Source organism: Streptomyces sp. NPDC058534, assembly GCF_042717365.1.
Classification (GTDB): Bacteria; Actinomycetota; Actinomycetes; order Streptomycetales; family Streptomycetaceae; genus Streptomyces.
Map to the genome: position 1 here is coordinate 1 of NZ_JBHXNW010000097.1, position 12,702 is coordinate 12,702.

The 12,702-nt window shown below is 72.3% G+C and carries 14 protein-coding genes; 10 read left to right on the forward strand and 4 right to left on the reverse strand.

What is annotated here, in order from left to right; all coding sequences use genetic code 11:
• The first annotated feature begins 197 nt into the window (after positions 1–197).
• On the forward strand, positions 198–1,847 hold the full coding sequence (locus tag ACFWR9_RS37720) for a phospho-sugar mutase (protein ID WP_383850726.1): 1,650 nt from the start codon (positions 198–200) through the stop codon (positions 1,845–1,847).
• Between the two features lie 69 nt (positions 1,848–1,916).
• Here ACFWR9_RS37720 and ACFWR9_RS37725 read toward each other — a convergent pair whose 3' ends face one another.
• On the reverse strand, positions 1,917–2,591 hold the full coding sequence (locus ACFWR9_RS37725; protein WP_383850729.1) for a PH domain-containing protein: 675 nt from the start codon (positions 2,589–2,591) through the stop codon (positions 1,917–1,919).
• A 113-nt stretch (positions 2,592–2,704) separates the two neighbouring features.
• On the opposite strand from ACFWR9_RS37725, the gene deoC reads away from it, so the two are divergent.
• Genes deoC through ACFWR9_RS37740 form a run of 3 tightly spaced genes read left to right on the forward strand, consistent with a single transcriptional unit; the run spans position 2,705 to position 6,046 of the window.
• Positions 2,705–3,679 (forward strand): deoxyribose-phosphate aldolase, encoded by a 975-nt coding sequence (gene deoC / locus ACFWR9_RS37730; protein WP_383850787.1) that lies wholly within the window; start codon positions 2,705–2,707, stop codon positions 3,677–3,679.
• A gap of 5 nt (positions 3,680–3,684) precedes the next feature.
• Complete coding sequence (locus ACFWR9_RS37735; protein WP_383850732.1) at positions 3,685–5,148, forward strand: aldehyde dehydrogenase family protein; 1,464 nt, start codon at positions 3,685–3,687, stop codon at positions 5,146–5,148.
• On the forward strand, positions 5,141–6,046 hold the full coding sequence (locus tag ACFWR9_RS37740) for an aldehyde dehydrogenase family protein (RefSeq protein WP_383850734.1): 906 nt from the start codon (positions 5,141–5,143) through the stop codon (positions 6,044–6,046). The genes ACFWR9_RS37735 and ACFWR9_RS37740 overlap by 8 nt, the downstream gene beginning before the upstream one ends.
• A gap of 96 nt (positions 6,047–6,142) precedes the next feature.
• On the opposite strand, the gene ACFWR9_RS37745 is transcribed toward ACFWR9_RS37740, so the two are convergent.
• Entirely contained in the window at positions 6,143–6,298 is a 156-nt protein-coding gene (locus tag ACFWR9_RS37745) for a hypothetical protein (protein ID WP_383850736.1), read from the reverse strand.
• 114 nt (positions 6,299–6,412) lie between these two features.
• On the opposite strand from ACFWR9_RS37745, the gene ACFWR9_RS37750 reads away from it, so the two are divergent.
• Positions 6,413–7,015, forward strand: coding sequence for a uridine kinase (locus ACFWR9_RS37750; RefSeq protein ID WP_383850790.1), 603 nt, complete (start codon positions 6,413–6,415; stop codon positions 7,013–7,015).
• Positions 7,016–7,295: 280 nt separating this feature from the next.
• Here ACFWR9_RS37750 and ACFWR9_RS37755 read toward each other — a convergent pair whose 3' ends face one another.
• A complete protein-coding gene (locus tag ACFWR9_RS37755; protein WP_383850739.1) occupies positions 7,296–8,075 on the reverse strand; it encodes a SigE family RNA polymerase sigma factor in 780 nt (259 codons plus the stop codon).
• A gap of 254 nt (positions 8,076–8,329) precedes the next feature.
• On the opposite strand from ACFWR9_RS37755, the gene afsQ1 reads away from it, so the two are divergent.
• The 5 genes from afsQ1 to ACFWR9_RS37780 all read left to right on the forward strand — a co-directional run bounded on the left by afsQ1 (position 8,330) and on the right by ACFWR9_RS37780 (position 12,180).
• The gene (gene afsQ1 / locus ACFWR9_RS37760; protein ID WP_234955147.1) at positions 8,330–9,007 is read left to right on the forward strand and encodes a two-component system response regulator AfsQ1; all 678 of its coding nucleotides are present in this window, start codon (positions 8,330–8,332) and stop codon (positions 9,005–9,007) included.
• Entirely contained in the window at positions 9,004–10,617 is a 1,614-nt protein-coding gene (locus ACFWR9_RS37765; protein WP_383850742.1) for an ATP-binding protein, read from the forward strand. Before afsQ1 ends, ACFWR9_RS37765 begins: the two co-directional genes overlap by 4 nt.
• The gene (locus tag ACFWR9_RS37770; RefSeq protein ID WP_383850745.1) at positions 10,617–11,228 is read left to right on the forward strand and encodes a hypothetical protein; all 612 of its coding nucleotides are present in this window, start codon (positions 10,617–10,619) and stop codon (positions 11,226–11,228) included. Before ACFWR9_RS37765 ends, ACFWR9_RS37770 begins: the two co-directional genes overlap by 1 nt.
• Before the next feature lie 101 nt (positions 11,229–11,329).
• Positions 11,330–11,881, forward strand: coding sequence for a VanZ family protein (locus ACFWR9_RS37775; protein WP_383850748.1), 552 nt, complete (start codon positions 11,330–11,332; stop codon positions 11,879–11,881).
• 95 nt (positions 11,882–11,976) lie between these two features.
• The gene (locus tag ACFWR9_RS37780; RefSeq protein WP_064729508.1) at positions 11,977–12,180 is read left to right on the forward strand and encodes a PspC domain-containing protein; all 204 of its coding nucleotides are present in this window, start codon (positions 11,977–11,979) and stop codon (positions 12,178–12,180) included.
• 57 nt (positions 12,181–12,237) lie between these two features.
• Here ACFWR9_RS37780 and ACFWR9_RS37785 read toward each other — a convergent pair whose 3' ends face one another.
• The gene (locus tag ACFWR9_RS37785; RefSeq protein ID WP_383850751.1) at positions 12,238–12,621 is read right to left on the reverse strand and encodes an ATP-binding protein; all 384 of its coding nucleotides are present in this window, start codon (positions 12,619–12,621) and stop codon (positions 12,238–12,240) included.
• Between the last annotated feature and the right edge of the window lie 81 nt (positions 12,622–12,702).

The window sequence follows — 12,702 nt, forward strand, 5'->3', positions numbered from 1 at the left end:
GGTGTCCGCCCGCAGCGGTTGGCGCGTCAACACACAGCACTTCTGTGGCCGACCGATTCCGCGCCGTTCCGAGGACGGACACCCCCCGACGCGGCCCCGACCCACAACACAACCCAACGCGCTACGCGCACCCCCACCAAACCAGCACAGGCGCCGCAGGCACCCGCAGACAACCGACACACGAGAGGCTGACCGACGTGCAAGACGACCTCCTCGCACGGGCCCAGGCATGGCTGGCCGAGGACCCCGACGCGGACACCCGCGCCGAACTCGCCAAGCTCATCGACGCCGAGGACCACGCAGAGCTCACCGCACGCTTCTCCGGCACCCTCCAGTTCGGCACCGCGGGCCTCCGCGGCGAGCTCGGCGCCGGCCCGATGCGCATGAACCGCTCCGTGGTCATCCGCGCCGCAGCGGGCCTCGCCGCCTACCTCAAGAAGCAAGGGCCCCCCCACGGGGACGACACAGCCGGCCTGGTCGTCATCGGCTACGACGCCCGCCACAAGTCACACGACTTCGCAGCGGACACCGCCGCGGTCATGACCGGCGCCGGCCTCAGGGCGGCCGTACTCCCCCGCCCCCTCCCCACCCCGGTCCTCGCCTTCGCCATCCGCCACCTCGGCGCAGTCGCCGGCGTGGAGGTCACCGCCAGCCACAACCCACCTCGCGACAACGGCTACAAGGTGTACCTGGGCGACGGCTCCCAGATCGTGCCCCCGGCAGACGCCGACATCGCCGCGGCCATCGACGCCGTACGCTCCCTGCACAACGTCCCCCGCCCCACCACCGGCTGGCAGACCCTCGGCGACGACGTCCTCGACGCCTACCTCGCCCGCACGGACGCGGTCCTCTCCCCCGACTCCCCCCGCACGGCCCGCACGGTCTACACCGCGATGCACGGCGTCGGCAAGGACACCCTCCTCGCCGCCTTCGCCCGGGCCGGCTTCCCCACCCCCGCCCTCGTCACCGAGCAGGCCGACCCCGACCCGGACTTCCCGACCGTCGCCTTCCCCAACCCGGAAGAGCCCGGCGCGATGGATCTCGCCGTCGCGAAGGCCCGCGAGACGACCCCCGACCTGATCATCGCCAACGACCCGGACGCCGACCGCCTCGCGGTGGCGGTACAGGACGCCACGGACGACTGGCGCATGCTCCGGGGCGACGAGGTCGGCGCCCTCCTCGCCGCCCACCTGGTCACCCGCGGAGCGCAGGGCACGTTCGCGGAGTCGATCGTGTCGTCGTCCCTCCTCGGCCGCATCGCCGAGAAGGCGAACCGCCCGCACGTCGAGACCCTCACCGGCTTCAAGTGGATCGCGCGCGTCGACGGCATCCGCTACGGCTACGAGGAGGCTCTCGGCTACTGCGTGGACCCGGAGGGCGTCCGCGACAAGGACGGCATCACGGCCGCGCTCCTGATGGCGGAGCTGGCCTCCACCCTCAAGGAGGACGGCCGCACCCTCCTCGACCTCCTGGACGACCTGGCCGTGGAGCACGGCCTGCACGCCACCGACCAGCTCTCGGTCCGCGTGGAGGACCTGTCCCTGATCTCGGCCGCGATGCACCGCCTGCGTGAGCAGCCCCCGACCCATCTCGCGGGCCTGCCGGTCACCGCCGCCGAGGACCTCACGCAGGGCACGGCCACGCTCCCGCCCACGGACGGCCTGCGCTACACCCTGGACGGCGCACGCGTCATCGTCCGCCCGAGCGGCACGGAACCGAAGCTGAAGTGCTACCTGGAGGTGGTCGTCCCGGTCGGCACACACGCCGACCTCCCCGCGGCCCGCACCAAGGCGACGGACCTGCTGACAACACTCAAGCGCGACCTCTCAGCAGCGGCAGGCATCTGACCCCACCCGGGGGGTGCGCACCGAAGGTGCACCCCCCGGCAGCCCTCCCCCTCACCTCCCGGTCACCCGTCACCCGGTCCCCAGCAACACCGCCAGCCCCACCGCCCCCACCACCACCGGCACCACGACCTCCCAGGCCCACCGCACCGACACCTCACCCCGCGAGGTCTCGGCGTCCTTCCGCGCCTCCCACAGCTCCCGCAGCTCGTCCATGACCTTGTCGGCCTCGGCCCGCACGGGACCCTGGTCCACGCCGCCGGAACCGGCCCCCCGGCCACCCCCGAGCAGACCGCCCCGCCCCCGGCCACCCCCTGCGACCCGCCGGGACTCCTGCCGTGCCGCCTTCTTGCGTCCGCGCAGCGAGACCGGAAGGGCCCACAGCTGGTACTTGTCCCCGGCCTCGCTGAAGACCTCGTTGGAGTAGGCGGAGCGGAACGACTCGACCTGCCCCCAGGGCAGCACGATCACGCGGAAGGGATTGCGCACCCGCATCCGGTCGTCGCCGGCGAAGACGGCGGGCCGCACCGTGTAGGCGGCGATCAGCGGCACCAGGAAGAGCAGCGCCGCGGCCGCCGACCACGGAGTGCGCCCCTCGCCCGCGACCAGGGCGTCGATACCGAGCCACAGGGCGAGCGCGAGCAGCAGGACGCCACCGGCGATGCCCGCGGGCGAGCGGTAGACACGGTCCTTGGACACGGGCACCGGCGGCTGCGGCGAGGGGGACTGGGGCTCCGGGGTCGTCATGCTGCCGATTGTGCCCGACGGCGCGGGCAGCGCTCATGGGCGGTGCCGGTGCGCAGAATGAGCGCGCGGGACTGTACAGCCGCTACGCGCGTAGATATGCTCGCCTGGTGACCATGCCCACCACTGCATCCGCTGCATCCGCCGCACCCGCACACGGACTCGCCGACGTCACCGCGTCCGACAGCACGCTGCGCCGCTTCCTCCACGGGCTGCCCGGCGTCGACACGGTCGGCCTGGAGGCGCGCGCCGCCTCGCTCGGCACCCGTTCCATCAAGACCACCGCGAAGGCGTACGCCATCGACCTCGCCATCTCGATGGTCGACCTGACGACGCTGGAAGGCGCGGACACCCCCGGCAAGGTCCGGGCGCTCGGCGCGAAGGCGGTCCGCCCCGACCCGACCGACCGCACGGCCCCCGCCACGGCGGCCGTGTGCGTCTACCCCGACATGGTGCCCGCCGCGAAGGCGGCCGTCGCCGGCTCGGACGTCAAGGTGGCCTCGGTCGCCACCGCGTTCCCGGCGGGCCGTGCCTCGCTGGCCGTCAAGCTGGCCGACGTGCGCGAGGCCGTGGCGGCGGGCGCGGACGAGGTCGACATGGTCATCGACCGCGGGGCGTTCCTCGCGGGGCACTACATGAAGGTGTACGACGAGATCACCGCCGTACGAGAGGCCTGCGGGACGTCCGCCCGCCTCAAGGTCATCTTCGAGACCGGCGAGCTGTCGACGTACGACAACATCCGCCGCGCGAGCTGGCTCGGCATGCTGGCGGGCGCCGACTTCATCAAGACGTCCACCGGCAAGGTCGCGGTCAACGCCACGCCCTCCAACACCCTCCTCATGCTGGAGGCGGTCCGTGACTTCCGCGCGCAGACCGGCGTCCAGATCGGCGTGAAGCCGGCCGGCGGCATCCGTACCGCCAAGGACGCGATCAAGTTCCTGGTCCTGGTCAACGAGACCGCGGGCGAGGACTGGCTGGACAACCACTGGTTCCGCTTCGGCGCCTCCTCGCTGCTGAACGACCTGCTGATGCAGCGCCAGAAGCTGGCCACCGGCCGCTACTCCGGCCCCGACTACGTGACGGTGGACTGATCACCATGGCACCTGTTTTCGAGTACGCACCGGCGCCGGAGTCGCGCGCGGTCGTCGACATCGCTCCGTCCTACGGCCTGTTCATCGACGGCGAGTTCGCCGAGGCGGCCGACGGCAAGGTCTTCAAGACCGTCTCCCCGTCCACCGAGGAGGTCCTCTCCGAGGTCGCCGAGGCGGGCGAGGCGGACGTCGACCGCGCGGTCGGGGCCGCCCGCAAGGCCTTCGAGAAGTGGTCGGCGCTCCCCGGCGCCGAGCGCGCGAAGTACCTCTTCCGCATCGCCCGGATCATCCAGGAGCGCAGCCGCGAGCTGGCCGTCCTGGAAACCCTGGACAACGGCAAGCCGATCAGGGAGACGCGCGACGCGGACCTCCCCCTGGTGGCCGCGCACTTCTTCTACTACGCGGGCTGGGCCGACAAGCTCGACCACGCCGGGTTCGGCCGGAGGACGACAAACGAGCACAGCGGTGCGAACCCGCGCCCGCTGGGCGTCGCGGGCCAGGTCATCCCCTGGAACTTCCCCCTCCTGATGCTGGCGTGGAAGATCGCCCCGGCGCTGGCGACCGGCAACACGGTGGTCCTGAAGCCCGCCGAGACGACCCCCCTCTCCGCCCTGTTCTTCGCGGACATCTGCCGCCAGGCGGGCCTGCCCCGGGGCGTCGTCAACATCGTCACCGGCGACGGCCGCGCCGGCGCCGCGCTGATCGCCCACCCCGACGTGAACAAGGTCGCCTTCACGGGCTCCACGGCCGTCGGCAAGGAGATCGCGCGCACGGTCGCGGGCACCCGCAAGAAGCTCACCCTCGAACTCGGCGGCAAGGGCGCCAACATCGTCTTCGACGACGCCCCGATCGACCAGGCCGTCGAGGGCATCGTGAGCGGCATCTTCTTCAACCAGGGCCAGGTCTGCTGCGCGGGCTCCCGCCTGCTGGTCCAGGAGTCGATCCACGACGAGCTGCTCGACTCCCTCAAGCGCCGCCTGGCCACCCTGCGCCTGGGCGACCCGCTGGACAAGAACACCGACATCGGCGCGATCAACTCCGCCGAGCAGCTGGCCCGCATCACGGCCCTCGCCGACCAGGGCGAGGCGGAAGGCGCGGAACGCTGGTCCCCGGCCTGCGAACTCCCCTCCTCCGGCTACTGGTTCGCGCCGACGCTCTTCACCAACGTCACCCAGGCGCACACCGTCGCCCGCGACGAGATCTTCGGCCCGGTCCTGTCGGTCCTCACGTTCCGCACGCCGGACGAGGCGGTCGCCAAGGCCAACAACACGCCGTACGGCCTGTCCGCGGGCATCTGGACGGAGAAGGGCTCGCGCATCCTGGCGGTCGCGAACAAGCTCCGGGCGGGTGTGATCTGGTCCAACACGTTCAACAAGTTCGACCCGACGTCGCCGTTCGGCGGCTACAAGGAGTCGGGCTTCGGCCGCGAGGGCGGCCGCCACGGCTTGGAGGCGTACCTCGATGTCTGAGAAGTCCGAACAGCGTCTCAGCGTGCTGAAGACCTACAAGCTGTACGTCGGCGGGAAGTTCCCGCGTTCGGAGAGCGGCCGGGTGTACGAGGTGACTGACTCGAAGAACAACTGGCTGGCGAACGCCCCGCTCTCCTCCCGCAAGGACGCCCGTGACGCGGTGGTCGCCGCGCGCAAGGCGTTCGGCGGCTGGTCCGGCGCGACGGCGTACAACCGCGGCCAGATCCTCTACCGCGTCGCCGAGATGCTGGAGGGCCGCCGCGACCAGTACGTCGCGGAGGTCGCCGGCGCCGAGGGCCTGTCGAAGTCGAAGGCGGCGGCGCAGGTGGACGCGGCGATCGACCGCTGGGTCTGGTACGCGGGCTGGACCGACAAGATCGCCCAGGTGGTGGGCGGCGGCAACCCGGTCGCGGGCCCGTTCTTCAACCTGTCCTCCCCGGAGCCGACGGGTGTCGTCGCCGTCCTGGCCCCGCAGGAGTCGTCCTTCCTGGGCCTGGTCTCGGTCCTCGCCCCGGTCATCGCGACGGGCAACACCGCGGTCGTGATCGCGAGCGAGAAGTCCCCGCTCCCCGCCCTCTCCCTCGGCGAGGTGCTGGCCACCTCCGACCTCCCCGGCGGCGTGGTCAACATCCTCTCCGGCCGTACGGCGGAGCTGGCCGCCCCGCTCGCCGCCCACCAGGACGTCAACGCGATCGACCTCGCGGGCGCCGGCGAGGCGCTGGCGAAGGAGCTGGAGACCTCGGCGGCCGACAACCTCAAGCGCGTCCTGCGTCCACAGCCTGTGGACAACGCGAACTGGTCCGCGACACCGGGCACCGACCGCATGACGGCGTTCCTGGAGACAAAGACGGTCTGGCACCCGACGGGCGCGCTGGGCGCGTCCGGCTCGTCGTACTGACCGACCGCGGCACCGCGCGCACCGAGAGCGAGCCGCGCCCTCCCTCCGTCCGGGGACGGCGCGGCTCTTCGCGTGCGCGCTCCGTGCGTGGTTGCGTCAGCGCAGCAGTTCCGTCGCCTGCCCCAGCACCGGTACGGCGCCCAGCGACTGGGCCTGTGCGACGGTGCCGGTCAGGGCCTGGACGCCGGCCTGCGGGTCGATGTTGCCCAGCGAGGTGGACGCCCGCCTCGGAGTAATCGTTCCGACGCGCAACGTAGTTGAGATGTGACGCGCGCTTCAAAGTCGACCCGCGGGGTCGTACGGCGGCCCAAGGATGCCTCAGACTGGTGTCCCGTGAGCTCCCATCCGCCCATACCGACCCGAGTCGTGCTGCTCTGCGGCCCCTCCGGCTCCGGCAAGTCCCTCCTCGCCGCCCGCTCCGGCCTCCCGGTGCTGCGCCTCGACGACTTCTACAAGGAGGGGACCGACCCGACGCTGCCGACGGTGCCCCAGAGCTCCGACATCGACTGGGACCATCCCGGGTCGTGGGACGCGGACGCGGCCGTCGCCGCCATCGCGGAGCTGTGCCGCACGGGCCGCACCCGGGTGCCGGTCTACGACCTCTCGCTGAGCGCCCGCACCGGCGGGGAGTCGGTCGACATCGGGCGGACGCCGCTGTTCCTCGCGGAGGGCATCTTCGCCGCCGAGCTGGTGACGCGCTGCCGGGAACTGGGGGTGCTGGCCGACGCCTTGTGCCTGAGCCGGGGTCCGCTGACGACCTTCCGGCGCCGCTTCGTGCGGGATCTGCGCGAGGGCCGCAAGTCCGTGCCGTTCCTGCTGCGCAGGGGCTGGCGGCTGATGCGGCAGGAGCGGTCGGTCATCGGCCGGCAGACGGCGCTGGGCGCGCACGCGTGCGACCGGGACGAGGCGATGGGGCGGCTGGCGGCCGCCGCGGCCGGACGGTGCGCGACGGCGCGTACGGCTGCGTAAGGCGCCCGCGCCCCGCACCCGCCCGCACGCCCGCACGCCCGCACAAACGGAAGAGCGGGACTGGACGGACCCCCCGGCCCTCCAGTCCCGCTCTCTTTCCGCTCCCCCGTGGGTCCCCCGTATCCCCCGTGACCCCCGTGGTCCCGTTCCCCCGTGTCCCCCCGGGTCGGTCCCCCGGTTGTTCCCCCGTGGTGCTTCCCCGTGAGTAAGAGCCCGGCATCCTCCCCCTGATACACCCCGGCTCGTACTTTTTTTCGCGGGCCCCCCGGCCCCCCTGCCTTCAGGCGACGAGTTCGCCGAAGGCGTCCTCCCGGTCACGGCCGAAGCTGAGGACCTCGTCCTCGCGCAGCCGGCGCAGCGAGCGCCAGATGCTGGACTTCACCGTGCCGACACTGATGTCGAGGATGTCCGCGATCTCCGGGTCCGTGCGGCCCTCGTAGTAGCGCAGGACCAGCATGGTGCGCTGGAGTTCGGGCAGCCGGGCGAGCGCCTGCCACAGGACCGTGCGCAGCTCGGTGCCGCGCATCGCGTCCATGTCGCCGGGCGTCTCCGGCAGTTCCTCGGTCGGGTACTCGTTGAGCTTGCGGCGCCGCCAGGCGCTGATGTGCAGGTTGGTCATGGTGCGGCGGAGGTATCCGCCGACCGCCGCCTTGTCACTGATCCGGTCCCACGCCCGGTAGGTCGAGAACAGCGCGCTCTGCAGCAGGTCCTCGGCCTCGAAGCGGTCGCCGGTCAGGTGGTAGGCGGTGGCGTACAGGGAGGCGCGGCGCTCCTGGACGTAGGCGGTGAACTCCTCCTCCGACAGGGAGCGACGCTCCCCCTCTGCCTCCCCGTACGCGGTTCCCCCGTGCGTCTCCCCCTGGCGGGCGTCGACCACCGTCATGTACCCGGTGTGCTGACGCCCGGTGCCGCGAGCGCACCCCCGCCCTCCCCCACGCTCGAATACGCTCGCGCGGGAGGGACCCCCATCAGCACCGGACTTGTCGGAACCCCGGTGTCCGTGCACGTCGTGCAGACGCGTGACCACTGCGCTGGTGCTGGTGCCCTTCAGCGTGTTCATCTCGCGCCCCCCGTCGTGGACTTCCGGTGTTCGGCCTGCTGTACTTCGGCTTGCCGTACTGCGACCTGCTGTGTTGCTCGTGAGGAAAATCCTGCCGCGGCGACTTCATGGCCGTGTCCGTCGACTGTCACAGACCTGTCACAGGGGTCCGTCACGGCTGGATCACCGTTCCTTCACAGGGTCCGGCGGCGCGCTGGGCCCGCTTCCGCACCCACGGGTCGAACAGCGGCCCCTCCATGGGCCAGAATGAGCCCGTGCCTTCCCTGTTGCTGATCGAGGACGACGACGCCATCCGTACGGCCCTGGAGCTCTCCCTGAGCCGCCAGGGTCACCGGGTGGCCACGGCTGCCAGCGGTGAGGACGGTCTGAAGCTGCTGCGCGAGCAGCGGCCGGACCTGATCGTGCTGGACGTGATGCTGCCCGGCATCGACGGCTTCGAGGTGTGCCGTCGCATCCGGCGCACCGACCAGTTGCCGATCATCCTGCTGACCGCGCGCAACGACGACATCGACGTGGTCGTCGGTCTCGAGTCGGGCGCCGACGACTACGTCGTCAAACCGGTCCAGGGCCGGGTCCTTGACGCCCGCATCCGGGCCGTGCTGCGGCGCGGGGAACGGGAGTCCAGCGACTCGGCGAGCTTCGGCAGCCTGGTCATCGACCGTTCGGCGATGACCGTGACGAAGAACGGCGAGGACCTCCAGCTGACGCCGACCGAGCTGCGGCTGCTCCTCGAGCTGAGCCGGCGGCCGGGGCAGGCGCTGTCCCGTCAGCAGTTGCTGCGGCTGGTGTGGGAGCACGACTACCTCGGTGACTCCCGGCTGGTGGACGCCTGCGTGCAGCGGCTGCGCGCGAAGGTCGAGGACGTACCGTCGTCCCCGACCCTGATCCGTACCGTGCGGGGTGTCGGCTACCGGCTGGATCCGCCTCAGTGACACAGGAACACCCGGGGGGGTCACGCGGCTGGACCGCGGCTCGCAAGGGAGTCTGGTCCTGGCTGCGTTTCACCAGCCTGCGGCTGCGGCTGGTCCTCGTCTTCGGCCTGGTCGCGCTGACCGCCGCCGTGTCCGCGTCCGGCATCGCCTACTGGCTGAACCGGGAGGCGGTGCTCACCCGCACCCAGGACGCCGTGCTGCGCGACTTCGAGCAGGAGATGCAGAACCGGGCGGGCGCGCTGTCCGAGCACCCCACACAGGACGAGTTGCAGCACACCGCGGGGCAGATGGCCAACAGCAGCCAGCGGTTCGGCGTACTGCTGGTCGCCGAGGACGCCGGCGGGGACACCGTGTACGGCAGTTCCGGCGGCCTGGACGGCTTCGCGCTGTCCGACGTGCCCGAGTCGCTGCGCACCGCGGTGAACAAGGAGCAGAAGCTCACCTCGGCCAACAAGCACCCGTACCACCTGTACTGGCAGCGGATCACCGAGGACGACACCCCGTACCTGGTGGCCGGCACGAAGGTGATCGGCGGTGGGCCGACCGGCTACATGCTCAAGTCGCTGGAACCGGAGGCCAAGGACCTGAACTCGCTCGCCTGGTCGCTGGGGATCGCCACCGCGCTCGCCCTGCTCGGCTCCGCGCTGCTCGCGCAGGCCCTGGCGACGACCGTGCTCAAGCCCGTGCACCGGCTGGGGGTCGCGGCGCGGCGCCTGGGCGAGGGCAGGCTGGACACCCGGCTGCGGGTGTCCGGCACCGACGAACTGGCCGATCTGTCACGGACGTTCAACAGCGCCGCCGAGGCGCTGGAGAAGCGGGTCGCGGACATGGCCGGCCGGGAGCAGGCGTCGCGGCGCTTCGTGGCGGACATGAGTCACGAGCTGCGCACACCGCTGACGGCGATCACCGCGGTGACGGAGGTGCTGGAGGAGGAGCTGGAGTTCGAGGGCGGCGGTTTCGACCCGATGATCGAGCCCGCCGTCCGGCTGGTGGTGAGCGAGACCCGACGGCTGAACGACCTGGTGGAGAACCTGATGGAGGTCACCCGCTTCGACGCGGGCACCGCGCGGCTGGTCCTGGACGACGTCGACGTCGCCGACCAGATCACCGCCTGCATCGACGCCCGCGCCTGGCTGGACGCCGTCGACCTGGACGCCGAGCGCGGCATCCACGCCCGTCTCGACCCGCGCCGCCTGGACGTGATCCTGGCCAACCTGATCGGCAACGCGCTCAAGCACGGCGGTTCGCCGGTCAGGGTGTCGGTGGCGCGGGCGGACGACGAGGTCGTCATCCGGGTGCGGGACCACGGGCCCGGCATCCCCGAGGACGTCCTGCCGCACGTCTTCGACCGCTTCTACAAGGCGAGCGCCTCCCGGCCGCGCTCCGAGGGCAGCGGCCTCGGCCTGTCGATCGCCCTGGAGAACGCGCACATCCACGGCGGTGGGATCACCGCCGAGAACTCGCCCGAGGGAGGTGCGGTGTTCGTGCTGCGGCTGCCGCAGGACCCGTCGCCGCCCACGGACGAGGACGCCGACGACGGCGACGACGGCGGCACCGGGGGCGTCCCGGACGACGGGAGCAGGGGCAAGGACGCGAAGGGACAGGTCTGATGACCGTACGCCGCCTGCCGGCACTGCCCGGGCTCGCGGTGCTGGCCGCACTGCTCGCCGGGTGCGGCATCCGCGCCACGGAGGTGCCCACGGACTACGGGCCGGCGCCCTCGCGGGTGCGCTGCTCGCTCGCCGAGCCGGACGTGTCGGCGCAGGACGCGCCCGGCGTGCCGGCCCAGGTGTTCCTGCTGTGCGGCTCGTCGCTGGTGGCGGTGGACCGCACGGTGCGGGTGCCGGACGGCGCGTCGGACTCGGGGCGGCGGGTGCTGGTGGCGCAGGGGCTGCTCGACCAGCTCGCGGCGTCGCCGTCGGCCGCCGAGAAGGAGGCCGGGTACACGACGGACGTACACCGCGGGATCGCCGTGACCGGCCCGCGCTCCGGCGACCCCGACGACACGCTGCGGCTGAGCACCGCGCCCGACGACCTGACCTCGTACGCCCTCGCCCAGGTCGTGTGCACGTTCTCCGACTCGGCGGCGGCCGAGGGGGACGGTTCGGTCGTCCTGGCCGGGCCCGGCGACCGGCCGGCCCGCCGGTACGCCTGCACGGACGAGGTGCGGGCCCGGCCGGGCAGCAACGAGCCGCCGGCCACCGAGGTCAAGGACGGCTGACCGCCCCGTGTGGGGGCCATGTGGGGGCCATGTGGCGCAAGCCTCATCCTCGCGTGGGAGAGGCCGGAACCGCGCGCGGCGGCGGCCGCGTCTAGGGGGACGTGCAGCGTCATGGGTTCCTCGGCGGCAGCGCCGCGCTCCGCATCCGTGTGACAGGAAGTGTTCTCCTGGTCGCACATCTCGCGTTCGTCGCCTGGTACACGCTGCGCCCACTGGACGTCCCCTGGGTACTGCCGCCCAACCTGCGGCCGTTCGCCGGGATCCGCGCCGACGTGGCGCTGGGCTGGCCCGGGGCGGCCCGCTCGCTCGGCGGGGCGCTCGCCCTGCTGGCGCCGCTCGGCGTGCTGCTGCCGATGGCCGGGGGGCGGCTGACCGGTTCGCCGCTGGCCTCGCTCCTGCGCACCACGGCCGCGGCCATCCTGCTGTCGCTGGGCATCGAGCTGCTGCAGACCGGGGTGCCCGGGCAGGTCGTCGACGTCGACTCGCTGCTGCTCAACACGGCGGGCGTGGCTCTCGTGCACCTGGCCGTCGTCCCGGCGGGCCGTGCCCGGCTCCGCCGCAGGTACCGGCGGGAGGGGCGGGAGGACGTTCCCCGGGAGGACCCCGCTCAGGGTCGGACCCCGACGATTCCCAGGGTCGGGATCGCCCCGTAGAGCGATGCTTTGTTCCGTTCGTCTCCGTAGCGTGGAGGGCAGATGAAGGGGAAGTCGAACGGCAGCCCCACCCACACGCTCACGAAGGAGCCGCGATGTCCCGCCTCGCCCGCCCCACCCACGGCCGCATGATCGGCGGAGTGTGCGCCGCGCTGGCCCGGCGCTTCGGCACCTCCACCACCACGATGCGGGTGATCTTCGTGGTCTCCTGCCTGCTGCCCGGCCCGCAGTTCCTGCTGTACCTGGCCCTGTGGCTGCTGCTCCCCTCCGAGGAGAAGGCGGCGCGCACCGCCTGGTGACGCGGATCCCGACGTAGTTCCCCTCTGGTACGCCGACGGGGCGTGCGGGGTCGGGGCTCAGCCGCCGAGCGGGAGACTGTTGACCGGCAGGCCCTGGGCGGGCAGCCCCTGGACCGGCAGCCCCTGGACCGGCACACCGCCGAGCAGCTTGGCGACCGGCTCGGTCGGGCCGTCGGCGAGCTGCTCGGCGAGCATCTGCTCGACGACCGGCTGCCCGGCGGTCAGGTCGGTGCCGGAGATGCGGCGGCCCTGCTCCAGCACGTTGCCCGCGCCGGGTGCCACCTGGGAGATGGTCTCCGCGGGGAGCGTGCGGGCGACGGAGTCCACCGTCTGCGCGGTGTCGGGGAGCCCGGGGGCCGCGGTGGCCGCGCCGGCGCCGGCGGCGGCGAAGGCGGCACCGAGAGCGGCGACACCGAGGGTCTTGGCAGCAGACTGCTTCATGAAAATGCGTCCTCGTAATGGGGTGACGGGGATGTGAGCGGTCCTCGACCGTAAACATGCCCCACCCCGCGCGGCAAACAT

Excerpts from the sequence above, each read along its gene's own strand:
- ACFWR9_RS37725 (WP_383850729.1), bottom strand. The coding sequence starts at position 2,591 with ATGACGACCCCGGAGCCCCAGTCCCCCTCGCCGCAGCCGCCGGTGCCC.
- deoC (WP_383850787.1), top strand. The coding sequence starts at position 2,705 with ATGCCCACCACTGCATCCGCTGCATCCGCCGCACCCGCACACGGACTC.
- ACFWR9_RS37735 (WP_383850732.1), top strand. The coding sequence starts at position 3,685 with ATGGCACCTGTTTTCGAGTACGCACCGGCGCCGGAGTCGCGCGCGGTC.
- ACFWR9_RS37740 (WP_383850734.1), top strand. The coding sequence starts at position 5,141 with ATGTCTGAGAAGTCCGAACAGCGTCTCAGCGTGCTGAAGACCTACAAG.
- ACFWR9_RS37755 (WP_383850739.1), bottom strand. The coding sequence starts at position 8,075 with ATGAACACGCTGAAGGGCACCAGCACCAGCGCAGTGGTCACGCGTCTG.
- ACFWR9_RS37770 (WP_383850745.1), top strand. The coding sequence starts at position 10,617 with ATGACCGTACGCCGCCTGCCGGCACTGCCCGGGCTCGCGGTGCTGGCC.
- ACFWR9_RS37780 (WP_064729508.1), top strand. The coding sequence starts at position 11,977 with ATGTCCCGCCTCGCCCGCCCCACCCACGGCCGCATGATCGGCGGAGTG.
- ACFWR9_RS37785 (WP_383850751.1), bottom strand. The coding sequence starts at position 12,621 with ATGAAGCAGTCTGCTGCCAAGACCCTCGGTGTCGCCGCTCTCGGTGCC.